The sequence below is a fragment of the Acidovorax sp. ACV02 genome (assembly GCF_014851475.1).
Classification (GTDB): Bacteria; Pseudomonadota; Gammaproteobacteria; order Burkholderiales; family Burkholderiaceae_C; genus Acidovorax; species Acidovorax delafieldii.
The window spans coordinates 292,275-316,452 of the sequence record NZ_JACUZU010000007.1; the positions used below are offsets into that span (position 1 = coordinate 292,275).

Annotated in this window: 25 protein-coding genes and 1 pseudogene; 16 read left to right on the forward strand and 10 right to left on the reverse strand. The window is 64.8% G+C overall.

Features of this window, described 5'->3' with window-relative positions; translation table 11 throughout:
• Positions 1–370: 370 nt before the first annotated feature.
• From IB236_RS18345 to IB236_RS24635, 4 genes and pseudogenes are all read left to right on the forward strand, one after another.
• On the forward strand, positions 371–2,536 hold the full coding sequence (locus IB236_RS18345) for a hypothetical protein (protein WP_192421721.1): 2,166 nt from the start codon (positions 371–373) through the stop codon (positions 2,534–2,536).
• A gap of 148 nt (positions 2,537–2,684) precedes the next feature.
• A complete protein-coding gene (locus IB236_RS18350; RefSeq protein ID WP_192421722.1) occupies positions 2,685–4,898 on the forward strand; it encodes a hypothetical protein in 2,214 nt (737 codons plus the stop codon).
• 216 nt (positions 4,899–5,114) lie between these two features.
• A pseudogene (locus IB236_RS24630) lies at positions 5,115–5,683 on the forward strand (pyridoxal-phosphate dependent enzyme).
• Positions 5,684–5,740: 57 nt separating this feature from the next.
• Positions 5,741–5,935, forward strand: a complete 195-nt coding sequence (locus IB236_RS24635) for a hypothetical protein (protein ID WP_370539931.1) — start codon at positions 5,741–5,743, stop codon at positions 5,933–5,935.
• A gap of 133 nt (positions 5,936–6,068) precedes the next feature.
• Here IB236_RS24635 and IB236_RS18360 read toward each other — a convergent pair whose 3' ends face one another.
• The gene (locus IB236_RS18360) at positions 6,069–6,302 is read right to left on the reverse strand and encodes a hypothetical protein (RefSeq protein ID WP_056747071.1); all 234 of its coding nucleotides are present in this window, start codon (positions 6,300–6,302) and stop codon (positions 6,069–6,071) included.
• 142 nt (positions 6,303–6,444) lie between these two features.
• Complete coding sequence (gene mdeB, locus IB236_RS18365) at positions 6,445–9,111, reverse strand: alpha-ketoglutarate dehydrogenase (RefSeq protein ID WP_192421723.1); 2,667 nt, start codon at positions 9,109–9,111, stop codon at positions 6,445–6,447.
• Between the two features lie 102 nt (positions 9,112–9,213).
• Between mdeB and IB236_RS18370 the strand changes: the two genes are divergently transcribed.
• Positions 9,214–9,681, forward strand: coding sequence for an Lrp/AsnC family transcriptional regulator (locus IB236_RS18370; protein ID WP_056064679.1), 468 nt, complete (start codon positions 9,214–9,216; stop codon positions 9,679–9,681).
• A 14-nt stretch (positions 9,682–9,695) separates the two neighbouring features.
• Here IB236_RS18370 and IB236_RS18375 read toward each other — a convergent pair whose 3' ends face one another.
• The 6 genes from IB236_RS18375 to IB236_RS18400 form a co-directional block, all read right to left on the reverse strand.
• Entirely contained in the window at positions 9,696–10,586 is an 891-nt protein-coding gene (locus IB236_RS18375; protein ID WP_056747069.1) for a DUF3014 domain-containing protein, read from the reverse strand.
• A 161-nt stretch (positions 10,587–10,747) separates the two neighbouring features.
• Positions 10,748–11,419, reverse strand: coding sequence for an alpha/beta hydrolase (locus tag IB236_RS18380; RefSeq protein WP_056747068.1), 672 nt, complete (start codon positions 11,417–11,419; stop codon positions 10,748–10,750).
• Positions 11,420–11,477: 58 nt separating this feature from the next.
• Entirely contained in the window at positions 11,478–12,308 is an 831-nt protein-coding gene (locus IB236_RS18385) for a class III extradiol ring-cleavage dioxygenase (protein WP_192421724.1), read from the reverse strand.
• Positions 12,309–12,478: 170 nt separating this feature from the next.
• The gene (gene arfB / locus IB236_RS18390; protein WP_192421725.1) at positions 12,479–12,892 is read right to left on the reverse strand and encodes an alternative ribosome rescue aminoacyl-tRNA hydrolase ArfB; all 414 of its coding nucleotides are present in this window, start codon (positions 12,890–12,892) and stop codon (positions 12,479–12,481) included.
• A gap of 27 nt (positions 12,893–12,919) precedes the next feature.
• The gene (aroQ, locus tag IB236_RS18395) at positions 12,920–13,393 is read right to left on the reverse strand and encodes a type II 3-dehydroquinate dehydratase (RefSeq protein ID WP_015014979.1); all 474 of its coding nucleotides are present in this window, start codon (positions 13,391–13,393) and stop codon (positions 12,920–12,922) included.
• 193 nt (positions 13,394–13,586) lie between these two features.
• Positions 13,587–13,922, reverse strand: coding sequence for a hypothetical protein (locus IB236_RS18400; protein ID WP_056064701.1), 336 nt, complete (start codon positions 13,920–13,922; stop codon positions 13,587–13,589).
• A gap of 171 nt (positions 13,923–14,093) precedes the next feature.
• Here IB236_RS18400 and IB236_RS18405 point away from each other — a divergent pair, with 171 nt between their 5' ends.
• From IB236_RS18405 to IB236_RS18430, 6 genes are all read left to right on the forward strand, one after another.
• Entirely contained in the window at positions 14,094–15,929 is a 1,836-nt protein-coding gene (locus IB236_RS18405) for a glutamine--tRNA ligase/YqeY domain fusion protein (protein WP_192421726.1), read from the forward strand.
• A gap of 284 nt (positions 15,930–16,213) precedes the next feature.
• On the forward strand, positions 16,214–16,630 hold the full coding sequence (locus tag IB236_RS18410) for a hypothetical protein (RefSeq protein WP_108497264.1): 417 nt from the start codon (positions 16,214–16,216) through the stop codon (positions 16,628–16,630).
• A gap of 111 nt (positions 16,631–16,741) precedes the next feature.
• Positions 16,742–17,281 (forward strand): DUF924 family protein, encoded by a 540-nt coding sequence (locus IB236_RS18415; protein WP_192421727.1) that lies wholly within the window; start codon positions 16,742–16,744, stop codon positions 17,279–17,281.
• A gap of 103 nt (positions 17,282–17,384) precedes the next feature.
• Complete coding sequence (locus IB236_RS18420; RefSeq protein WP_142144748.1) at positions 17,385–17,693, forward strand: nucleotidyltransferase family protein; 309 nt, start codon at positions 17,385–17,387, stop codon at positions 17,691–17,693.
• On the forward strand, positions 17,683–18,027 hold the full coding sequence (locus tag IB236_RS18425) for a DUF86 domain-containing protein (RefSeq protein WP_192421728.1): 345 nt from the start codon (positions 17,683–17,685) through the stop codon (positions 18,025–18,027). The genes IB236_RS18420 and IB236_RS18425 overlap by 11 nt, the downstream gene beginning before the upstream one ends.
• A complete protein-coding gene (locus tag IB236_RS18430) occupies positions 18,024–18,314 on the forward strand; it encodes a hypothetical protein (RefSeq protein ID WP_192421729.1) in 291 nt (96 codons plus the stop codon). The genes IB236_RS18425 and IB236_RS18430 overlap by 4 nt, the downstream gene beginning before the upstream one ends.
• A 55-nt stretch (positions 18,315–18,369) precedes the next feature.
• Here the strand turns inward: IB236_RS18430 and IB236_RS18435 are convergent, their stop codons facing one another.
• The gene (locus IB236_RS18435) at positions 18,370–19,311 is read right to left on the reverse strand and encodes a M14 family metallocarboxypeptidase (protein WP_192421730.1); all 942 of its coding nucleotides are present in this window, start codon (positions 19,309–19,311) and stop codon (positions 18,370–18,372) included.
• A 99-nt stretch (positions 19,312–19,410) separates the two neighbouring features.
• On the opposite strand from IB236_RS18435, the gene IB236_RS18440 reads away from it, so the two are divergent.
• The 5 genes from IB236_RS18440 to IB236_RS18460 all read left to right on the forward strand — a co-directional run bounded on the left by IB236_RS18440 (position 19,411) and on the right by IB236_RS18460 (position 23,335).
• Positions 19,411–20,826, forward strand: coding sequence for a serine protease (locus tag IB236_RS18440; protein WP_192421731.1), 1,416 nt, complete (start codon positions 19,411–19,413; stop codon positions 20,824–20,826).
• Entirely contained in the window at positions 20,823–21,824 is a 1,002-nt protein-coding gene (locus tag IB236_RS18445; protein WP_192421732.1) for an FHA domain-containing protein, read from the forward strand. Before IB236_RS18440 ends, IB236_RS18445 begins: the two co-directional genes overlap by 4 nt.
• Positions 21,825–21,884: 60 nt before the next feature.
• Positions 21,885–22,214 carry a hypothetical protein gene (locus IB236_RS18450; RefSeq protein ID WP_015014990.1) on the forward strand — a complete coding sequence of 110 codons (330 nt, stop codon included), beginning with the start codon at positions 21,885–21,887 and terminating at the stop codon, positions 22,212–22,214.
• A 153-nt stretch (positions 22,215–22,367) separates the two neighbouring features.
• Positions 22,368–22,685, forward strand: a complete 318-nt coding sequence (locus tag IB236_RS18455) for a DUF2322 family protein (protein ID WP_192421733.1) — start codon at positions 22,368–22,370, stop codon at positions 22,683–22,685.
• A gap of 167 nt (positions 22,686–22,852) precedes the next feature.
• Positions 22,853–23,335, forward strand: a complete 483-nt coding sequence (locus IB236_RS18460) for an SRPBCC family protein (RefSeq protein WP_056064731.1) — start codon at positions 22,853–22,855, stop codon at positions 23,333–23,335.
• 42 nt (positions 23,336–23,377) lie between these two features.
• Here the strand turns inward: IB236_RS18460 and IB236_RS18465 are convergent, their stop codons facing one another.
• Positions 23,378–24,163, reverse strand: a complete 786-nt coding sequence (locus IB236_RS18465; protein ID WP_192421734.1) for a transporter substrate-binding domain-containing protein — start codon at positions 24,161–24,163, stop codon at positions 23,378–23,380.
• Positions 24,164–24,178: the final 15 nt, after the last annotated feature.

Genomic DNA, 24,178 nt, shown 5'->3' on the forward strand with positions numbered 1-24,178 from the left:
GACATTCGGCGCAGTATCGAGAAATTTTGTCTGCGAGTTTCTAACTCGGGACACTAGCGATAGCCACTGGCAAGTGGGCTGGCCCGTTTCAGCGCGCGACACGAAGTCTGCACCGTTCGTTGAGCATGGGGCCACGACCCGCGGCAGGCATGCCAGGTCTTGGTGAACGATATGCACTAACCAACTGTTACTTGGCAGTAGTAATACATGCCACATAGACTCGCCTCATCACATTTTTTCACTAAGCAACATTTATCCCGGGAGTCTCATGGGGCACATCAGATCCAACGAACGACTGCGACGCATCAGCCTGCTGGTTGCGTTGGTAGCCACCGCTGTCACCGCTTGCGGGGGGGGCTCTGGCGGCTCCGTGGAAACGCCAGTACCGCCGCCACCGCCACCAGCCGTTCCGGCTACAGCCCTCTCAGTCCTGGCTGGAGATCCCAATGGCGACGGCAATCAGGATGGCGCAGCGCTCAGCGAAGCCCGTTTCAATGTCGATATGGGTGGGATGGCGGTGACCACATCAGGCGACGTCGTCATAGCGGACACAGGTAACCATCGCATCCGCAAACTGAGTGCCACCCAGGATCAGGTGAGCACCTTGGCCGGTGGTGGAGGTCCAGCACCCGAGGTCGTCAATTTTGCCGATGGTAACGGCCCGGACGCACGTTTCCGCAGGCCGATGGCAGCCGCCGTCGATGGGGCCGGAAACACCTATGTTGCAGATACAGGAAACAATCTGGTCCGCAAGATCAGTGCAGCGGGCAAAGTCACCACGCTGGCCGGAAAACCTGGCGTCTGCGGCAATCAAGATGGCCCCACTGGCATCGCGACCTTGTGCAATCCCAGCAGCATCGCTGTGGACAAGGCTGGCAATGTATTTGTGGCACAAGGTAACTCCGCAGCCAACGCCGTTCGCAAGATTACTGCCGCTGGGGAAGTGAGCACGTTGGTCAGCAAAGCCAGTTTGTACCCAACCGCCAGGCCCGGCCCTTGGGGCCCGACTTACTACTACGATGCTGTGCTATTGGGGACCGACTCGCAGGGAACGCTGTACGCGGCCGACCCCAACGACCACGTAATCCGCAAGTACACAGCCGATGGGCAAGCCGCTTTGGTATCTGGTAACGCAACTCAGAGCAATGAAGGGGATGCGGACGGTACGGCATCTGCCGCGCAGTTCCGCAGCTTCCGCGCCATAGCATTCGACGCCGCGGACCGCCTGCATGTGCTGGTCCCCGACAACACGGGCTACCCGACGATTCGGCGGATTGCAGGTGATGGAGCTGTAACAACACTCTTCCGTGCGCAGTCTTGCACCACCAGCCCAGTTGGTTTCGCTGTGGGCGCCCCAGGAACTCTGTGTACAGCAGACCAAATGGTCGTCAAGGCCAGCGGCGAGTTTCTCGTTACCGAATATGGGTACTACGATGGCTCTTACAGATATGCCCAGCTGCGCAGCTACACGCCGCAAGGCACGTCCACCATGGTCGCCGGACTGCCCTCCGCCGAAGGTTCAGAAGATGGACAGGGTAGTAGTGCTCGATTTGGCCGGCCCGGTGCATTGGCCTTCAACCCATCTGGATCTCTGTACGTACGGGACAACGGCAACATGTGGACGCGGGACAAAGGAACCAACAACATCCGAACAGTGCAAGCAGACGGCCTGGTTCGCACCTTGGGCAAACCGGGCGGGCATTGCACGGCAGTCACCGGCCTGGCCAGCGAATTTCTGTCCCTTTCAGGTCCGACCAGTGGGTCCTTGGGGTACAACAGTGGCCCGCTGGCCACTGACGGTGCTGGAAACCTGTATACCGTCCATGAGACGCTCGTCCTCAAAATGCGCAATTGCGAGGTGACCCTCCTTGCAGACCTGACGTCGCTGCTGACAACGTCCACTTACATATTCATGAGCAACAATGCATCCGGAATTGCGGCGGACAGCAAGGGCAATGTCTACGTTTCCACGCTCAAGGGTGCAATTTTCAAGATTGACACGAATGGCGCAGTCACGCTGTTCGCAGGTAGCGTTGCCACGGTAGGCCATGTTGACGGGCAAGGGGCCGCAGCACAATTTGCGGCGCCGGGCTATATGACCATTGATGCAGCAGACAACCTCTATGTGGTTGACGGCCTGTCCAATATCAACGTCAAAGTGGGGCCCACCATCCGCAAGATCACGCCAGCCGGGCTGGTCAGCACGTTGGCAGGCAATCCCAACGCCGCTGCTGGCTACGCTGATGGTCCCGCGGCAACTGCGCAATTCACGGTGGGCTCCACATCGTCCGGTGAGACAGCCAGCCTTGCAGTGGACAGCAAGGGCAACGTGTATGTCACAGATCCGGTCAACAGCGTGATCCGCAAGATTGCCCCTGACGGTCAGGTCAGCACACTGGTGGGGCAGCTGTGGAAGAACGGGTTTGCAGCAGGCGATCTGCCCGGCATCATCAATCGCCCGGCCGGAATCGCGGTGCGCAATTCAATGATGTACATATCGATGCCGAACGCGGTGGTGCAGGTGCAGTTGCCGTGATCAACCCGCAGCCAGCTGCCGTGCACCGCGCTCGCGCTGGGCGTGCCGCCGCCATGGCGCCACCGCCAATCCTTGTGCAGCATCGCTGCGGCACGCTAGCCAGCGGCGGCACCCCACCCGTTCATTGTTATTCCTGAGGTACGCAACCATGCCCGATGCATCCACGTGCAGCCGCCGTCGGCTGTCCCACTCGCTCTGGACCTCGCTGGCCATGTCTGCGCTGGTATCGTGCGGTGGAGGGTCAGGGGGTGATGCACCACCGCCTCCTCCGCCCGCCACGCCCCTGGCGTTGCTGGCTGGCACTACCGAGGGGCCAGGAACGCAGGACGGCCTGAGCACTGCGGCCAAGATCAGTACCGAAAGCGGCGGCATGGCACTGGCACCCAACGGCGATGTACTGATTACCGACCCGGGAAACCAGACCATTCGCCGGTTAGCGCCCACCGGGCAGCTCAGCACCTGGGCGGGAGGTGGTCCCACCCGCAGCGACGCCAGCAGTGAAGGGCCGCGCTACCTGGATGCATCGGGCACTGCAGCCCGCTTCAATGTCCCTCAGGCCGTGGCGGTGGATGCGGCCGGCAACGCCTATGTGGCAGACGCCGGCAACCACCTGGTGCGCAAGATCGATGCCGCGGGCAACGTCACGACGCTGGCCGGCAAGGTGGGCGTATGCGGCAACGCCGATGGCACCGGTACGGCGGCCACGCTGTGCAGCCCGACCAGCATTGCGGTGGACCGGGAGGGCAATGTGTTTGTGTCCGAATGGGCGCCAACCTTGCAAGACATCTCCCTGACGCCGACAGGCAATCCCATACGCAAAATCACGCCCGCAGGGGTGGTCACAACGGTCATCTTCAGGGCCAGCCAGTACGCAACTCCGGGCTTCGGGAGCTACAACCCAGACCGCCTATACCCCGTCAACCTGGCGACCGACTCTGCAGGAACCCTGTACGCTGCAGATCCCAACGATCATGTGGTGCGCAAGTACGCGCCCAACGGACAGGCCACTGTGCTGTCGGGCACGGTGACTCTCAATAACGCGGGCTACGTGGATGGAGCGGCTAGCGCGGCCAAATTTGGTGCATTGCAGGCCATCGCGATAGACCGCTCCAACCGAGTGTTCGTCCTGGACCGCTATGAGGGCACGCCCGTGCGCGAGATCGCGGCCGATGGCTCCGTCACAACCGTGCGGCGCGCGGACAACTGCAGCTTTGGACCCAACATGCTGCCCCAACCCTTCTGTGCGGGCAAACATCTGGCGGTGGATGCCGAAGGCCGCATCCTCATCACCGAAAACGGTCCCTCCGACGCCTATCGAACGTATGCGGTTGTCTACCGCACTCCGCGCGCCGGCGCGCCCGACCTGCAGGTGGGCACCGCCTCGCTGGCAGGGCACACCGATGGCCGCGGCAGCGCCGCGCGCTTTGACAGCCCTGGCGCGCTGGCGGTGGACAAGGCAGGCACGCTGTACGTGCGCGACCGCAACAACGCCGCGCTGCGCACCGTCACATCCGATGGCACGGTGGCCACCCTCGGCCGCGCCAAGAACCCGTGCGCACAGATGACAGGTCCGATCAACGACGTGGCCTTCTGCGGCTCGGCTCCGCTGTCCATCGATGGAGCGGGCAACATCTATTCTTTCGACTTCAAGCGCATCCTCAAGACAACCCCTGCAGGCAACGTTACTGTGCATGCCGACCTCTCCGCCCAGCTAGACGCGATACCGGGCTTTCTGCTGCAGGGACTGACTGGCATGGTCACCGACATTGGCGGCACCGTCTATGCGGTTTCCCTGCAGGGCGTGGTATTCAAGGTCACCCCGGCCGGCGCCGTCAGCGTGTTTGCGGGGAATCCCAACGCGCGCGGACACGCGGATGGTCCGGCAGCCTCGGCGCAGTTCTCGGCCTTGGGCCAGATGACCATCGATGCCGAGGGCAACGTCTATGTGGTGGACGGCCGCTACCACAACATCACGGGCATCGGCCCCACCGTCCGCAAGATTACGCCCGCCGGGGTGGTGAGCACGATTGCGGGGCGCCCGGACCTGCCGCCAGCGCTGGTGGACGGTCCGGTGGCCTCGGCGCAGTTGACCGTGGACACCGGCGCAGCCATCTCGGACTCCCACGCCTGGCTGGCCGCCGATGCCAGCGGCAACGTTTACGTGACCGATCCGCGCAACCGCGTGGTGCGCAAGATCGGCGCCGACGGCCAGGTGAGCACCCTAGTAGGCCAGCGCTGGAACAAGGGCTTCGCGGCCGGCCCGCTGCCGGGCTTCATCGACGAACCCACGGGCATCGCAGTGAATGGGTCTACGCTGTACCTCTCCACCTCAAACGCATTGGCGGCCGTGAAGCTACCCTGACACGCTAGGCGCGGCCGCCAACGCCTTCTTCACTCGCGCTGAGACCCCTGAACGAAGACTCCCATCGCGCCCCCACGGCCCTGCCCACCTACGACGACGTGGTGGCCACAGCCGGCTGCATCGCAGGGCACGCCCACCGCCCCATGCTCGCCTCGCGCAGCCTCGACGCGGAATGGGGTGCGCAGGTGCTCTCCAAGTGCGAGAACCATGCCGCGCATGGGCGCCTTCAAGTTCCGGGGGGCGTTCACCGTGCTCTATCACTTCGATGCAGCCCAGCGCAAGGCGAGTGTGGTGGCGCTTTCGTCCGACAACCGCGCCCAGCGCATCGCTCTCGCAGCGCGAGAGCTGGGCATTCCGGCCACCATCGTCATGCCGCGGGAGGTGCCCGCCGCCGAGGTCGCCACCGCTCAGGGGTATGGCGCCACGGTGGTGCTCTATGACCGCTACATCGAGGACCGCGAACAGAGCACCCGCGCCATGGCGCCGCAGTACGGCCTCAAAGTGATTCCCCCGTTCGACCATGCCGACGTGCTGGCAGGCCAGGGCACGGCACGGCGGCGAAGGAGCTGTTCGAGGCAGTCGGCGCACTCGACGCGCTGTTCTTGTGCCTGGACAGCGGCGGGCTCCTGTCGGGCACGGCGCTGGCCACGCGGGCCCTGCCGCCCCGCTGCAAGCTCTACGGCGTAGTGCCCGCTGCGGGCAACGACGGCCAACAGTCCTGGCGCACCGGGGCCATCGCGCACATCGATACGACCAAGACGATTGCCGATGGCGCGCAGACGTAGCACCTGGGGCAAATCAGTTTTGCCATCATCCGGCGCGATACGGACGACATCCTCACGGTGACGGACGAGCAACTGGTGGACGGCGTGTCCATTTTTTGCCGAGCGCATGCACCCGGTGGTGGAACCCAAGGGTGCCTGGGCTTTTCAGCGGCAAGTGCGATACGCATCGAGCTGCGCAGCCAGCGTGTGGGCGTGGTCGTCAGCAGCTGCGACGTGAACCTGACACGCCTGGGCGCGTTGCTGGTCGGCTGAAGGCAACTCCATGCCTCACGCGCCGTACTTTGGCAATTTTCAGCCTCCAGCGCTTGCTGGTATTGCGCAATAAGCTATCAAACAAATAGCATTGATTCACACTGCGGCACCTTGGCCGCAGCCGTGGCCAATTTCAGGCTGCCAGCACCTGCTCCACCGCCAGCTTGGCTTCTTCAAGGCTGCCAAAAAAACGCGTGGGCTGCGGCGTAGCCCTGGGCAGGTGGGTGGGCGCGGGCCACAGACGGTCGTCCGTCCAGGCAGCCGTCCACCCGCCAATGTCCTTGCGTTTGACAGAGCACACGGCCTGGCCGTTGACCATGGCGTTCCAGGTGGTCGGGGGACTGTGGTCCCAGGTGATGTCGGCCATGGCGCCCTCCAATCAGTATGTAACCCATTGTAGGAAGGGGATGCCGCTGCGCAACAGGGACATCACCTGGCAGCAGCGCCAGCGCCACACCGTGGGCCTGCAAGGTGGCGCCGGCGCGGCGCGCGGGTGTCCCGTGCGGCCGTCAGCCCGCAGACAGTGTGCGTCGCGCTGCGTGCGCCACGGCCTGCGCATCCACGCCAAAGAACTGGCGCAGCGCCGCGCGGGTGTCGCTGCGGCCAAAACCATCGGTGCCGAGGGTGACGAACCGCCGCCCCTCCAGCACCAAGGCGCGCACGGTTTCCGGCACGGCGCGCACGTAGTCGGTGGCGGCGATCACTGGTCCACGGGTCGTGGCCAATTGCTGAGTCAGCCATGCGGGTGCAGGCTGGGCATCGCCCGCCAGCCAGCGCTGCTCGCAGGCCACACCGTCGCGGGCCAGTTCGCTCCAGCTTGTGACGCTGAGCACAGTCACATCCACACCCTCGCCGGCAAGTTGCTCTGCTGCCTTGACCACCTCGGTCAGGATGGCACCAGAGCCCATCAGGGTGACGCTTTTGGACGAAATCTCGCTGTCGCGCTGGTGCATATTGCCTGGATAGCTCCTGAAAACATAGCATCCACGCAGCACACCTTCTGCCGCACCAGCGGGCAGGTCGGGCTGGGCGTAGTTCTCGTTCATCAGCGTGACGTAGTAGAAAACGTCGCGCTGCTCGGTCACCATCTCGCGCATGCCGGCATCGATGATGACGGCCATCTCGCCCGCGTAGGCCGGGTCGTAGGCCTTGCAGTTGGGAATGGTGGCGGCCACCAGGTGGCTGCTGCCGTCCTGGTGCTGCAGGCCCTCGCCGCCCAGTGTGGTGCGGCCCGAGGTCGCGCCCAAGAGGAAGCCGCGCGCACGCTGGTCAGCCGCAGCCCAGATGGCATCGCCCACGCGCTGGAAGCCGAACATCGAGTAGTAGATATAAAACGGTAGCATGGCCAGGCCGTGCACGCTGTAGCTGGTGGCGGCCGCCGTCCAGCTTGCGATAGCGCCGGCCTCGCTGATGCCTTCTTCCAAGATCTGGCCATCCAGCGCCTCGCGGTAGCTCAGCACCGAGCCGATGTCCTCGGGCGCATAACGCTGGCCCACGCTGCTGTAGATGCCCACCTGCTTGAACAGATTGGCCATGCCGAAGGTGCGCGCCTCGTCGGCCACGATGGGCACGATGCGCGGGCCCAGCGTGGCGTCTTTGAGCAACGTGCCCAGCATGCGCACGAAGGCCATGGTGGTGCTCATCTCCTTGCCATCGGCCTGCAGCGCGAACTGCGCGTAGCTATCAATGGATGGGACGGGCAGCGCGTCGCACGCCGTCTCGCGGCGCGGCAGGTAGCCGCCCAGTGCGTCGCGGTGGCTGCGCAGGTAGCGCATCTCCGAGCTGTCTTCGGCGGGCTTGAAGAAGGCCAGGCTGGTGGCCTGCTCGTCGCTGAGCGGCAGGTTGAAGCGATTGCGAAACTCGATGAGGTCGGTCTCGTCCAGCTTCTTCTGGCTGTGCGTGGTCATCTTGCCCTGGCCGGCAGTGCCCATGCCGTAGCCCTTTTTGGTGTGGGCCAGGATCACGGTGGGCTGGCCCTGGTGGGCGGCAGCGGCGGCGTAGGCGGCGTGGATCTTCACCAGGTCATGCCCGCCGCGCTTCAAGCGGTCGATCTGCTCGTCGGTCATGCCCTGGGCCAGCGCGGCCAGCTCGGGGTTCTGGCCGAAGAAGTTGTCGCGGTTGAAACGACCGTCCTTGGCCGCGAAGGTCTGCATCTGGCCGTCCACCGTGCCTTCGAGCGTGCGCACCAGCGCGCCGGTCAGGTCGCGGGCGAAGAGGCCGTCCCAGTCGCTGCCCCAGACCAGCTTGACCACGTTCCAGCCCGCGCCGGCGAACAGGCGCTCCAGCTCGTCGATGATGCGGCCGTTGCCACGCACCGGGCCGTCCAGGCGCTGCAGGTTGCAGTTGACCACCCAGACCAGGTTGTCGAGGCCCTCGCGCGCGGCCAGGGTCAGCGCGCTCATGCTCTCGGGCTCGTCCATTTCGCCATCGCCGAACACACCCCACACCTTGCGGTGGGTGCAATCGAGCAGATTGCGGTGCGTGAGGTAGCGCATGAAGCGCGCGTGGTAGATGCTGCTGATAGGGCCGATGCCCATCGAGCCCGTGGGGAACTGCCAGAAGTCGGGCATCAGCCAGGGGTGCGGGTAGCTCGACAGGCCCTGCGCGCCTGCACCCGGCGCCGTCAGTTCCTGGCGGTAGTGCATCAGGTCCTGCTCGGACAGGCGCCCTTCCAGGAAGGCGCGGGCATACACGCCGGGCGCGCTGTGCGGCTGGAAAAACACCAGATCGCCCCGGTGCTGCCCTTCGCCCAGGCCTTCACGGGCACGAAAGAAATGGTTAAACCCGCTTTCGAAAAGATCCGCAGCACTGGCGTAGCTGGCAATGTGCCCACCCAGCTCGCCATACGCCTGGTTCGCGCGCACCACCATCGCCAGCGCGTTCCAGCGCACGATGGAAGCCACGCGCTCCTCGATGGCCAGGTCACCCGGGAACACAGGCTGGTCCTGCACCGCCACGGTGTTCACGTACGGCGTGTTCAGGTCGGGCTGCCAGCCAATGCGCTGCGCACGCGCCACCCGCACCAGCTCCTGCAGCATGTGCCGCGCTCGCTCGGGGCCTTCGGTGGCGACGAGTGCCAGGAAGGCATCGCGCCACTCGGCGGTTTCTTCGGGATCGGCGTCCAGGGGGGCGCCGGTGGCTTGTTGCAGCAGGGCGTGGGGGGTGAGGGCGTTCATGGAGGCCACTGTAGCGAGGCTGGCTCCAAATGAGTTGCCGTTTTGCCTTTCGCAACGCGCGTCTATAGCACTTTATGCCGCCAAAGTCATAAACTGCGGCATATGAAACTGGATACCCTCGATTTGCGCATTCTGGCCGAGCTGCAGGCCGATGGATCTTTGTCCAACGTGGAACTGGCGCGGCGCGTGCACCTGTCGCCCTCGCCCTGCCTGGCGCGGGTGAAGGCACTGGAGGCAGCAGGCGTCATCAGTCGCTATGTGGCGCTGGCCAATGCGGCGGCGCTGGGGCTGGGCCTGAATGTGTTCATCAGCATCAGCCTCAAGGCGCAAAGCAAGGAAGCCCTGGCCGACTTTGAACGCCGCATCGCCGAGCACGATGAGGTGATGGAGTGCTACCTGATGAGCGGCGACAGCGACTACCTGATCCGCGTAGCGCTTGCCGACATTGGGGCGTTGGAGCGTTTTATTCTGGAGCAGCTGTCCCCCATTCCGGGCGTCGAGAAGATCCGGTCGAGCTTCGCACTCAAGCAGGTGCGCTACAAGACGGCTCTGCCACTTCCCACCCCATGACAGGCTAGAGGGCCTTACTTGCGCGCCACGTCGCTCGTCGCCACGCGCTTGCGCAGCTCGCGGATCAGCGCCTTGGCACGCGCCTCGTTGGCGGGGCCCATGCGCAGCAGGATCTTCTGACCGCTGGGCAGCGCCTCCAGCGCGGGGTCCACAAACTCGTAGCGCACCCAGGGCCGCAGGTTGGGCACTTCGGTGTTCACGGGCGTGAGCTTGACCTGGAGCGGGCCCGCGGGCTCGGGCGCTTGCAGCAGCTGGTCCAGCACCGCCACCAGGCGGTCGTTGAAGTAGCGCCGGGGATAGCCCAGCTCTTCATACGCTTGCTGAAACAGCGGGTACAGCCGCGCGTACAGCGCAACGGCGGCCTCCATCGGTACCGCTTCGGCAAACGCCAAGAAGGTGCTGTAGCGCGCGGCATTGGCCGCCGCGATGGTGGTGGGCGCGTTGCCAGTGCGATCCACCACAAACCGCTGCGCCGTGGGCTGCACGGGCCACATTCGCGAGGGGGCATGGGCACGCCCCAGGTTGTCTACGGTGGCCACCACGCGGCGAACAAAACCATCGGTCTGCAGAAACACCGCCAGCTTGTCGCGGCCCAGCAGCTCGGCCAACAGCTCTGTCACCCTGGCGTCGGACTCGGCCAGCGCAGGCAAGGCAGCGTCAGGCGGTGCCAGCACATCCACCGGGTTCTGCGGCCCCGACGCCTCGGGAGCGGGCGTGGGCGCTGCCGGTGCTGGTGGAGCGGCCTCCACAGGGGGTGGCGCCAATGCGAGCTCCACCGGCCGCAGCCAGAACCACCATGCCGCGCCAGCCGCCACGGCGCACACCAGCGCGGCCAGCAAGACCCAGAGTGCGGCGGAGGTGCGCTCTGGCGCGGGGCGGAATTCTGCGGTGTCTTGATCGGGCATGGACTCTCCTTCAACACAGGAACAACCCTTGTCCGAGCCTATGCAGCGTCAGGCGTTCCCTGCCAGCCCCCCAAGGGCGGCTTGCACGATTGGATCGTCATGCGCCCAGGACCTGGTAACGCGATGTAGCCAGCATCGGGCTGGCCCGCCCACAAATCTGCCTAAAACGCCGTGGGCGTGGTGGACAGCGACTCCAGCCAGGCCACCGTGGCGGCCAGCTCGGAGGGGCGAATCTCGTGTGCGCTGGGGAACTCGCGGTACGTCACCGTCACCGGCAGTGGCGCCATGTGGTGGGCGATGGCCTGGGCGTTGGCCAGCGGGATCACGTTGTCGTGGGTACCGTGGCTCAGCCACAGTTGCTTGCCACGCAGCGCATCGGCAGGTGCGGTGAGCGGCACCACCTGCGGCAGCAGGCGGCTGTGCCACACCAGGCCTGCATGCATCAACGCGGGCCGGGTGAGCAACAGCGACAGCGCCATGATGCCGCCCTGGCTGAAGCCGCCCACCACCACCCGCTCGGGCGGAATGCCCAGCTGCTCGGCGGCAGACTCGACCGCCTGGGCCACCAGGGCGCGGCTTTGCGCCTCCTGCTCTTCGTTGATGGTGCGCTCGCCGCTGGGCTCGATGGAGAAATCAAACCACGCGTGTGAGCCCGGCCCCATGCGAAACGGCGCCCGCAGGCTCAGCACATGAAACCGGTCCGGGATCTGCGGGGCCAGGCTGAACAGGTCCTGCTCGTTGCTGCCCACGCCATGCATCAGCACCAGCAGCCAGGGCCGGGGTGCGGTGGAGGCAGCGGGACGCTGCAAAAATGTGAGCGGCAAGGTAAGCATATATGTGCGCCTCGAATGGTTTAGGGCCAAAAACGGGTGGAATGCGAGGAGCTCCGTGTCAGTGCGCCGGCTCCAGGGCAAAAGCGTCCATCGACAGCATGCTGTACATCACCTCGCGGCTCAAGTAGTTTGCGTGAAGGTCGTCGCCTGCTGCACCCAGTGCAAAGAAGATCGGCAAAAAGTGGTCTTCGGTCGGATGCGCACGGTGGGCGTGAGGCGCCTGGCTGCGGTAGTTGAGCAGTGCTGCCATGTCCCCACGGGCCAGAGCGTCCTCGATCCAGCGGCTGAACTCCAGCACATAGGGCGCGGGCGCGCGCTCGCCGCCAAAAAACTCGGCCAGGTTGTGCGTCATGCTGCCCGACCCCACCACCAGCACGCCCTGGCTGCGCAGGCTGCGCAAGGCGGCGCCCAGTGCATACACATCGGCCGGGCCCGCGCCCACGGGCAGCGCCACCTGCACCACAGGCAGGTCGGCCTGCGGGAACAAGTGCATCAGCGGCACCCAGGCGCCGTGGTCAAAGGGACGCGCGGCATCGCCCTGGGCCGCCACGCCAGCGGCCTGCAACAGACCCAGAACTTCTTGTGCCAAAGCGGGCGAGCCTGGAGCGGGGTACTGCAGCTGGTACAGCGCGGGAGGGAATCCGCCAAAGTCGTGCCATGTGGCAGGCTGCGGCCCGGTCATCACCTGCGCCGAGCGCGCCATCCAGTGTGGCGACATGACCACCACACCACGCAGGCCGGGGTACTGCGACTTCAGGCTCTGGCCCCATTGCGTGAGCGCCGGGCCGGTGGTGCCCGCATCCAGCGCAAACAAGGGCGCACCATGCGACACAAACAGCGCGGGGACTGCGGCAGAAACTGGAACCGGGGCTTGGGCAGAGGCAGACATGACAACTCCAACAAGGAACCCCATGAATGTAGGACTGATAGCCCGTGATACCAAGCCCTGCAAGGCAGACAGATTGTTCTACGGATGATGCCAATCAAACATTGACAGCCCCTTGGCGCACAGCAAGCAACGCCCTCCAGCCCCTACGCAGGCCTGCTCTGGCCCGCAGGTCAGGAGCCGTCGCGCACCCTGCCCCGCAGTGCCTTGGTCTCGCCCCGCTGCGTTTTGCTTTGCAAGCGCCGCTGTTTCGACCCATAGGTGGGCTTGGTGGCCCGGCGCACGCGGGGCGGCACGGCCACGCTGTTGACCAGCGCATTGAGCCGCTCCAGGGCATCGGCACGGTTTTGCTCCTGGCTCCGGTACTGCTGGGCCTTGATGACCAGCACACCGTCTTGCGTGATGCGGGTGTCGCGCAGGGCCAGCAGGCGCTCCTTCACGCCCTCGGGCAGCAACGACGCCACCACGTCAAACCGCAGGTGGACGGCACTGGACACCTTGTTGACGTTTTGCCCGCCCGCGCCCTGCGCGCGCATGGCGGTGATTTCAACCTCGTCCTCAGAAACTTGCAGGGGCAGCGGGGCCATGGCCGTGGAATCCCCCGCGCCCAGCCATCAGGCCGCTGGCTGCTGGGCCAGCAACTGCGCCAGCCCGTCAATCGCCAGGCCATAGCCCAGCACGCCAAAGCCACACATCACCGCCTTGGCGGCGGCTGCCATGTACGAATGGTGGCGGTAGGCCTCGCGCGCATGCACATTGCTGATGTGCAGCTCGATCAGGGTGATGCCCGTGCCCTTGATGGCATCGTGCAGTGCAATGCTGGTGTGGGTGTAGGCCCCGGCGTTGATGACCACGCCCGCCAGCTCGCCCGCTGCGTGCAGGCGGCCCGCCTCGTGAATCCAGTCCACCAGCGCGCCTTCGTGGTTGCTTTGGTGAAAACGCAGCGCAAAACCGTGGCGGTTGCAGGCGTCGGTGCAGAGCTTTTCCACATCGGCCAGGGTGGCCGCGCCGTAAACGGCAGGCTCGCGCGTGCCCAGCAGGTTCAGATTGGGGCCATTGAGGACAAAAACGGTTTTATTGGCAGTCACAGACAAAGTCTCCGGGGCAATGCGCCTGCCACGCTGGCAGGCCAGAGTGCGGGATTATGCGGCGCCCCAGCGCAGGGTCCGCCCCAATAAAAAAGCGGCCCCGAAGGACCGCTGTAAAAGGCAGCCTGTGCAACGCTGCCTGTGAGCGACTCGCGCCCAAGAGGTTGGTGACAAACCAGCCGTTGGGGGCTGATCAACGGTCCCAGTGGCGACCGTGGCCGTGCCCGTGGTGGCGGTGGCCGTAGCCATAACCGCCGTAATACACCGCTGGGGGTGGCGTGTAGTACACCGGGGGAGCGTTGTAGTACACAGGGCGTGGAGGGGGAGCGTAGTACACCGGTGGGGGCGGTGCCACATACACCGGGGCGGGGGCGTAGTAGCCATTGCTGGCACCCACCACCACGCCGGGCACGCCAATGCCCACAGACCAATTGACATCGCGGGCCTGGGCGGAGCCAGCACCGGCCAACAGGGCCAGCGCCACACCCGCCACAGCGGCCGCAGTAGAAACAGAACGGGTTTTCGTCATGGAAATCTCCTAGTGAATGAGGGCGGCCAGCCAAAAGGACACGCCTCACCGGTACACAACGCACCAAGTGCCTAAAAGGATGGCACAAAATCGTCTTTACGTTGTGTCTGAACGTACACGCGCTGGTTTTAATGCGTAAACCGTCACGAAACCGCCGCCTAAAATGGCTGGATGAGCACCCCCTCCCCCGCCAATACCGCCGCCACTGCCACTTCTGCGCCCCCTGAAACCGTCAAGCCCAGCAATTTTTTGCGCCAGATCATCGAACACGACCTGGACAAAGGCACCTACGCCACCCGCCGCTGGGCTGGCACCCCCGGCGACGCCGCCCACCACACGGCCGGCCAGCCCGACCCCGCCAAGATCCGCACCCGCTTCCCGCCCGAACCCAACGGCTACCTGCACGTGGGCCACGCCAAGAGCATCTGCATCAACTTTGGCCTGGCGCGCGACTACGGCGGCGTGTGCCACCTGCGCTTTGACGACACCAACCCCGAAAAAGAAGACACCGAATACGTCAACAGCATCATCGACGCCGTGAAGTGGCTCGGTTTTGACTGGACACAGATCGGCCAGACCCCCGGCAGCGCTGCCCCCTACCAGGCCAGCGACTACTTCGGCTTCATGTACCGCGCGGCCGAATACCTGATCGAAGCTGGCCACGCCTACGTGGACGAACAGACCGCCGAACAAATGCGCGTAAACCGGGGCGACTTCAGCAAGCCCGGCGTGGACAGCCCCTTCCGCAGCCGCACCCCGGCAGAGAACCTGCGCATCTTCCGCGAGATGAAGGACGGCCAGCACGAAGACGGATCGATGGTGCTGCGCGCCAAGATCGACATGGCCAGCCCCAACATCAACATGCGCGACCCGGCCATCTACCGCATCCGCCGCGCCACGCACCACAACACGGGCGACACCTGGTGCATCTACCCCATGTACACCTACGCGCACCCCATCGAGGACGCGCTGGAGCAGATCACCCACAGCCTGTGCACGCTGGAGTTTGAAGACCAGCGCCCCTTCTACGACTGGTTGCTGGAACGTTTGACCGAAGGCGGCCTGCTGGCCAGCCCGCCCCCCCGCCAGTACGAATTTGCGCGCCTGAACCTCACCTACGTCATCACCAGCAAACGCAAGCTCGCCCAGCTGGTGTACGACCACAAGGTCAGCGGCTGGGACGACCCCCGCATGCCCACCATCGTCGGCCTGCGCCGCCGTGGCTACACGCCCGCCGCCATCCAGACCTTTGCCGAACGCATTGGCGTGACCAAATCCGACAGCTGGATCGACTACAGCACCCTGGAAGGCTGCCTGCGCGAAGACCTGGAGCTGAAGGCCCACCGCGGCATGGCCGTGCTCAACCCCGTCAAGCTGGTGCTGACCAACTGGGACGACGTGATGGGCGCAGGCCACCTGGAGCCCTGCAGCCTGCCCGCCCTGCCCCACCCACCCGAGGGGGTTGAGAGCCCCCTGCGCCACTTCACCATCGGCAAGGAAGTCTGGATCGAGCGCGAAGACTTTGAAGAAGTGCCGCCCAAGGGCTACAAGCGCCTCTTCCCCGGCAACAAGGTGCGCCTGAAGGGCGGCTACGTCATCGAATGCACCGGCTGCACCAAGGACGCCGACGGCAACATCACCGAAGTGCTGGCCACCGTGGTGCCGGACACCAAAAGCGGCACCCCCGGCGCCGACAGCGTCAAGGTCAAAGCCGCCATCACCTGGGTGGGCGTGGCCGACGGCGTGAACGCAGAAGTGCGCATGTACGACCGCCTGTTCCTGGACGCCCAGCCCGACGCGGGCGGCAAGGACTTCATCGAAAGCCTGAACCCGAACAGCCTGAAGGTGGTGACGGCCATCGTGGAGCCGTCATTGGCCAACGCGAAGCCGGACGACAAGTTTCAGTTTGAGCGGCATGGGTACTTTGTGGCGGACCGCATTGACCACAAAGCAGAGAAGCCGGTATTTAACTTTGCGGTGGGGTTGAAGGATTCTTGGGGGAAGTAATTTCGCTTTAAAGCTTGAAAAAGCCAGCAGACCTCAAGTCTGCTGGCTTTTTTTGATTGAGAGCGACTGAGCCGAAAGCGCCCATACGCTCAAACGAGCATTGATTCAAAATAGACTAGCTGTAACCGAAGCGCACGGTTGGTGAACCATCATCACATCGTCGTGTTGCGATTGAAGCGAAGGAGCCACGAGACATGATCATGCTCGCATCGCGCCTTCTAAAAATTGTTGCCTCTAGGCGCCGTTTTGACATTTGAACGCTCCCTAGTTACACGCCAGATCGCATGCATATCCAAGACATCGAGATATACCGCTCAGAACTCGAAGGGTTGATTAAGCGGTTCGCAACCAAGACGGTATCTCTGGTTTCAGCCGAAACCGTCAGCTCTTGGGCCAAAGCCAACGCCTACAGCGTTAGGGGGGATCCGATCGCAGCAGCCTTTCCGCCCATTAGCAATAACTCTTTCATCATCGCTATACGACGAGTTATTGACGAACGATCTATAAGCAGCGTGATCGATGCGCTTGTCGTCACCGGATTTGCGACAGAAAGTGAACAGTTAGAAAACAGCCCGTATTTATTCTTGTCACACACGGTTCTGCACGAACTGGCTCACATTGAAAACGAGTGGGGTCAGGAATTCGAAGCGGAGTGCGATCTATGGGCATTCTCGAGACTTGAAAAGGAGAATGCGGATTAACTTAGCGCACGGAGCGAGCGAATCCGCTGCGTTTAGCGCTTCATGCTTGTGGTAGCTCCACCCACAATTCTTGAGCACCGCCCCTTCAAACAAAACCACGCAATGGCTCTGATGCAATCGCTCCAAATCCTACACTTCTGGTTCACCGAACTCACTCCCCAGCAGCACTTCGCCAAAGACGCTGCCCTCGACGAATCCATCCGCACCCGCTTCGGCCCCACGCTGGATGCCGCAGCCCGCTGTGAACTGTTCCCCTGGCGCGCTACCCCAGAAGGCCGGTTGGCAGAAATCCTGGTGCTGGACCAGTTCTCGCGCAATGTGTACCGCGACACCGCCCGCGCCTTTGCGCAAGACGCACTGGCCCTCGCCCTGGCGCAGGAGCTGGTGGCCAGCAGGCAGGACCGCAGTCTGCCCACAGCCCAGCGCGTGTTTGTCTACATGCCTTATATGCACAGCGAATCTGCCGTGATTCATGAGCAAGCCTTGGAGTTGTTCGCGCAGCCGGGCATGGAAAACAACCTGGACTTTGAGCGCCGGCACAAGGCCATCATCGACCGCTTTGGGCGCTACCCGCATCGCAACGCGGTGCTGGGCCGCACCTCCACGGCCGAAGAGCTTGCGTTTTTGAGCGAACCGGGGTCATCGTTTTAGGCATCGCACTAATTCGCTATATTCTTCATAGCACTTCCCGCTTATCGAACAAGCGCTACAGGCCAATATGGCGGTCAATGAGGTGCTCGATTAAACTGCGCCCATGCATCCCGCCATCGCCCAATACCGCACCGGCATTGCCGCTATCTGCCGGCGCTACGGCATTCGGCGGCTGGAGGTGTTTGGCTCGGCGGCACGGGCCAGTGACTTTGACCCCGCCCACAGCGACGCCGACTTTCTGGTGGAGTTTGCTCCGGGTGTTGAACCCGGGCTCCACTCCATTTTTGGCGCCAAAGCCGATCTGGAAGCCCTGCTCGGCCGGGGCGTGGACCTGGTGGAACCCGGTGCTGTGCGCAACCCGTACGTGCTGGCCAACATCAACCGCCACCGCGAGGCTGTGTATGCAGCGTGACCCGCGAGCCTTTTTGTGGGATGTGCGCGAGGCGGCTGCCGCCATAGAGTCTTTTACCCAAGGCATGGATGCAGCAGCCTATGGCGCCAACGCAATGGCCCAGGCGGCGGTAGAGCGTAAGTTTGAAATCATTGGCGAAGCACTCAACCAACTGTCCAAGCTGGATACGGCCATGGCCGCCCGCATTCCCGACGTGGCGCAGATCGTGGCGTTTCGCAACCAACTCATCCACGGCTACGCCACGGTGAACGTGGGTACCGTGTGGAACATCACCCAGACGGCCCTGCCCGCCTTGCTGCGCGCGGTACAGACGCTGCTGGACGAGCAAGATTGAAACACCCCACCTTCGCTCACATACCGCCCGGCCCGGTGGCTGGTCCGTTGCAGCTGGTGCCCATCAACGCCGCCGTGGTGTCCGTGCACACGGCCGATGGGGCACATGTGGGTTCCCTCAAGCTAGTCGGCGGCGCTTGGAAGTTCAAGGCCATGGGCTACGACGCCGCAGGCCGCATGGAGCCGGGCCATGGGCCGCTGACGGAGCAGCACAACATGGCGTTCGCGGCGCTCGATGAAGCCGAGGTGAGTGCCCGGCTGCTGGGCGCTTTGGGAAGCGCTCCGTAACGAGCGCCAAGAAAGCACCAAAAAATACGAAGCCGTACCGCTGGGGCCATAAACCTCAGTGTTGGGCGTCGGCCAGCACAAACTCCACCGCCGCACACGCCGCCGCCACCTGCGCCTCAATGCACTGCTCGGGCGTGGCGCGGGGGCTGTCGGGATAGACCTCCGTTGTGGTGGTGTAGCGCGCGCCGCTGATGCCCGCGCACAGGCCCCACTGCTTCATCGGGTAGTGGATGACGCCCGGCGCCACCACGGGCGTGCCGATGATTTCGTTCTTCTCGTCCGCTGGCGCAATGTGTGTGACGCGGCTGACTGCCTCGATGATGGCTTGCTGGAAGGCGGGCTGCGGGTTGTCGGCGTCGTCCACCAGGTAAAAGCCGTCGGGGATGCTGCCGGGCTCGAACACCTTGCCGTCGCGCGCGGCCACGGCGGGGCGGTATTCGGATTCGTCGGTGTTGGTGGTTTCGTGCAGGTCGATGTGGGCGGCAAACTGCCCGTGCAGCGGTGCCACCAGGCGCATGAGGGCGGCGGACTCCTGCGCGGATGAGCCCTCGCGGAACGACCGGTTGAGGTCGATGGCGTCGAAGTTCCAGCGCTGAATGCGCTCATAGGCCCACGGGCTGACGCAAGGCACGATCAGCAAGTTGGCGTGGCCGGCAAAGCGCTCCGCCTGGGTGTCTGCAAACCGCAGCGCTCCGTGCACGCCACTGGTTTCGTAGCCATGGACCCCGCCGGTCACCAGCACGGTGGGCAGGCCGGGCTGCCAATCGCGGCTGCGCAGGGCCCGCAGGGGAAAGCGCTCTGCCGGGTGCTGGGCGTCGCCATAAATCACGTCGCCATACATCTCCACGTCAAACCGGCCCCGCAGTGCCTCGATGGCCGTGAGCACGTCGTCGGCGTAGCTGCGCTGGCGCATCTGGCGTGCGCGCCACTGCTCGCGTTCTGCAGCGCCCCAGGGCTGGCCGGGTGTGCCGATGGGATAGGTGTGGGTGGGTTGCATGGCTGCGTGGGATGGAGTGGCGGGTGAATGGTTGCAAACAGGACCGACAGAAAGGACAACGTCAAACGGCTTGTCGCAGGGCGTTCATAGAATACCGCGATGCCCTTCCCTTTGATTCGGCCCTTGCGGCTGGCGACCTCGTCGCTGCTTTTGCTGCTGTGTGCGCTGGCGCACGCACAGCCCGCCCCCTCACCCGCTGCTGCCAACGCCCCGTCCACTCGCCCGGCGGGTAGTGCCCCTGTGGACGGCGCGGCGTCTACACCAGCCGCCGCACCCACAGCCGCCGATGCGGCCCTGCTGTCGCGCGATGCGCGGCGCATTTACGAGCTGTCGCGCGACAAGCTGGTGCAGATCCGCACGCTGCTGCGCAACGCCAACACGCAGGCGTCGATTGGCTCGGGCTTTTTTGTGTCGGCCGATGGGCTGATCGTCACCAACTTTCACGTGGCCAGCCAGCTCGCGCTGGAGCCCGAGCGCTACCGGGGCGTGTACGTGACGATGGAGGGGCAGGAGGGCGAGGTGGAGCTGCTGGCGTTTGACGTGCAGCGCGACCTGGCCGTGCTGCGCGCCAAGGGGCGCACGGCAGCGGCGCCGGTGCTGGGCTTTCGGCCCACCACTGACGCGCTGGCACAGGGCGAGCGCATTTACTCGCTGGGCAACCCGCTGGACATTGGCTTTGCGGTGACCGAGGGCACCTACAACGGGCTGGTCAAGCGCAGCTTTTATCCGCGCATCTTTTTTGGCGGCGCGCTCAACCCCGGCATGAGCGGCGGCCCCGCCGTGGACGACGCAGGCCGGGTGTTGGGTGTGAACGTTGCCAAGCGGCTCGATGGTGAGCAGGTCAGCTTTTTGATCCCTGCCGAGTTTGCGCAGGCCCTGGTGCAGCGCGCAGCCAACGCCCAGCCCATCACGCAGGCCGCGCACGCCGAGATGACGCGGCAGCTGATGGAGCACCAGCAACTGCTGACGGACCGGTTCTTGAAAGCGCCGTTTCGCGAGCAGCGCCATGGCAACTACCGCCTGCCCGTGCCCGACGATGCGCTGGCGCGGTGCTGGGGATCGGGGCGTGACCCGGCCTTCCCGGGGCTGAACCTGGAGCGCACGCAGTGCCAGGCCGACAGCGATGTGGTGGCGGGCGACTTCAGCACCGGCGCGGTGCGCCTGTCCTACGAGGCCTACAACGCGCCCACGCTGGGCGCAGCCCGGTTTGCCCGCATGTACTCGCAAAGTTTTGCCAACGAGCGCCTGCCTACACGCGGCAACCGCCACCAGACGGCGGCCGAGTGCACCGAGCGGTTTGTGGACCCCGGCACCGTGCCGCTGCGTGCGGTGGTGTGCCTGTCGGCCTACCGCAAGCTGACCGGCCTGTACAACATGACAGTACTGGCCACTTCGGTCAACCAGCCCACACGGGGCGTGCTGGGCCGCCTGGATGTGCAAGGCATTGCGTTTGACAACGGCATGAAGCTCGCCAGCCACTACCTCAAGGCCTTTCGCTGGGAGGCCGCACTATGAGCGCGATGCCAACCACCACCACCCTGGGGCTGATCGAGGCGTTTGACCGCCACGGCGCGCTGCTGGCGCGTGCGCCCATCACCCGCTGGCCCGTGACGGTGGGCCGCGCGCTAGACTGCGACCTGGTGCTGGACGACCCGTTTGTGGCGCCCCGGCACCTGCGCATTGACCGCGCGGTGGACGAGCCCCGCACCGTGCAGGTCGAGGTGCTGGAGACACGCAACGGCGCACGCCTGCAGCGCAAGCAGCATGCCCATGGCGAACGCTTTGACTGGCCCGATGGCATGCCCATCGACCTGGGCCACACCCACATCCACCTGCGCCTGGCCGATGCGCCCATTGCCGAGGAGCAGGCGCTGCCGCAGTTTCCGTGGCACACGGTGGGCACCACGGCCGCGCTGGCGGTGCTGGTGCTGCTGGCCGGGCTGGGAGAGTCGTGGCTGGAGGCCCGCGACGCCGCGCAGTACCTGAAATCGCTGCCCCTGTTGCTGCTGACGACGCTGGCGGTGGTGGGGGCCTGGGCGGGTCTGTGGTCCGTGGCCAACAAGCTGTTTGGCAGCCAGCTGCGGTTCTGGCGCCACGTGCGCATCGCGTGCGCCGCAGTGCTGGTGGCCGACGCGGTGCAGCTGCTGAGCTATCTGACGGCGTTCACGTTTTCGCTGGAGTCGCTGTCGCGGTTTGCCCCGGTGCTGATGGTGCTGGTGCTGGCCGGCGCGCTGCACGCCCACCTGGCCACCGTGCTGCCCCGCCGCCGCGTTGGCCTGGCCTGGGCCATGGCGGCTGTGGTGCTGCTGGGCGTGCCGTCGTGGTTGGGCGCGCAGTGGCTCAACCGCATGCGGCTGGGCAACGAGCTGTACATGAGCAGCCTGTTCCCGCCCGCCCTGCGCGTGGCCCCTGCGGTGCCGGTGGACCAGTTCGTGCAAGACGCCGATGCGCTGCGCGGCAAGCTGGACCGACGCCTGCGGGATGACGGGCTGGCGGATGAGGACGACGAGTAGGCCGCCAGACGGACTGCGTAAAGCTGCCCAACCCCACACCGCCCCACCCCACCAGCCCCCATGCGCCGCCGCAAGCCCCACCACCACGTCTACGTGGTCGAGCTCTCCAAAGACGTGCTGCTGGAGCCGCGCTTTCGCAAGTGCAACCCCGGCTACATCGACGGCAAGCCCTGCGTGTACGTGGGCATGACGGGGCTGGACCCGGATGTGCGGTTTGACAAGCACAAGGCGGGCATCCAGGCCAACCGGTTTGTGACGCAGTACGGCCTGCGGCTGCTGCCGGACCTGTACGAGGGCTTCAACCCCATGACCTACGAGGAGGCTGTGGACCGGGAGATCGAGATTGGCATCGATCTGCGCTCGGCAGGGTTTGGGGTGTGGCAGGCGTGAGCGTGTGTTCAAAAGTCAGAGCCTGTTCAAAGTCTTGACCCCTTCGCGCATCCCTTAAGATTCCGCCCCGCTGATTCAACCACTCACTTTTTTATAGCTGCTCGCGCATGATCTTCTAGCGCTTGCGGCACATTTCACTTGAATTTGACCGCCATGAACTTCGCAGACCGACTCAAGCAACTCCCCTCCGCCAGCCACCTCGCCGCCTTGCAACTACTGGGCGCAGACAGCCAGGTGCTGGCCACCATCGAGAACAAGCCCGGCCAGACCGGGTCGCTGGTGGTGTATGCCGCGCTGGCAGCGCTGTATGGCGGGCAGATCACGCCTGCAGCCGCCAGCCTGGGGCTGGAGTGGTATGCGGAGCATGTGGCGGATGCGCGCGCCTTTCCGGGCAAGCACCCCAACATCGACCGGCTGCTGGCCTGGGCGCAGGGCAGTGAGAGCTTTGCGGTGCGCACCATCGCCGCCTGAGCCGGCGCCACAAAAAAATGTGGTGATGCAAAGGGCCGGTTGTCGAAAACGCACCGGCCCGTTCGTCGTAGAGGTGTGAACGCGTTGACGCCCCAGGCCATTGACCGCCATGGCGTTGGGGCGCACGCTGTCATCCATCCACCCCGATTCCCGCAAGGAGACCCTGCATGACGAACCCCAACCCCTCCGCAGCCCCGACCGCCGCCACCGGCACCGTCACCCTGCACCGCGTGCTGCGCGCCCCGGCCGAGCGCATCTACCGCGCGTTTCTGGATGCCGATGCCATGTGCAAATGGCTGCCACCCCATGGCTTTACCGGCCGGGTGCTGAGCCTGGACGCGCGCGTGGGCGGCAGCTACCGCATGCAGTTCACCAACCTGAGCAGCGGCGGCACGCACGCGTTTGGCGGCGACTATGTGGAGCTGGTGCCGGGCGAGCGCATCGTGCACACCGACCGGTTTGACGACCCGAACCTGCCCGGAGAGATGCGCACCACCATCCAGCTCAAAAAAGTGATGACGGGCACCGAGGTGTCCATCGTGCAGGCAGGCATCCCGGCGGTGATCCCGACCGAGATGTGCTACCTGGGCTGGCAGGAGTCGCTGCAGTTGCTGGCGCTGCTGGTGGAGCCGGAGATTCCTGGCGAGTAGCCCACAGGTCCACTGCGCCCGACCCAAGTCACTTCAAAGCCGTCACTTCAGCCACTTGTCTGCGGCCTGCTTGATGGTGCCCCGGCTGTCCACCAGGCCCCACACAAAGCCCATCACGCGCACGTAGTCGGCGTCGTCGGTGGGCAGCATGAAGCCCAGGTAGTTCTTGGGCGTGAGCGGCGCGTCCACAAACGCGGCGTGCAGGCGCGGGTCGGCCTTGGCGTAGTGCAGGGCTTCGTACGTTTCGGTGATCATCACGTCGCCCTTGCCCTCGGCGATCAGCGCGGGGATCTCGGCGTTCTTGTCGTGTGTTGTGACCTGGGCGGCCTTGAGGTTGGCCAGCACATAGGTTTCGTTGGTGCCACCGGGGTTCTTGATGACGCGCACGGTGGGCTGGTTCATGGCGTCCACGCTGGTGTATTTGGCCTTGTCGGCCGCGCGCACCAGGACCACTTTGCCGAACGGGGCGTAGCCGGGCAGCATGTCAAAAATGCGCATGCGGTTGACGTTGCGGGTGATGCCGCCCACGGCCACGTCAAACTTGTCGCCCTGCAGGTCCTTCACCAGGTTGGGCCAGGTGGTGGGCACGTATTCGATCTTCACGCCCAGCTCCTTGGCCATGGTTTCGATCACATCGATGTCGTGGCCGCTGTAGCCCGCGTCGGTCTTGATGGCAAACGGGCGGTAGTCGCCGGGCGTGCCCACGCGGATGACCTTGGCCTCCATGATCTTGTCGAGCCGGGGGCCTGCCTGCGCAGCCGGGCTGAAGGCGAGGCTGGCGACCACGGCGGCGGCTGCGGCAAGGGCCAGGGTTTTCTTGATGATCATGGGCAGGTTCTCCAG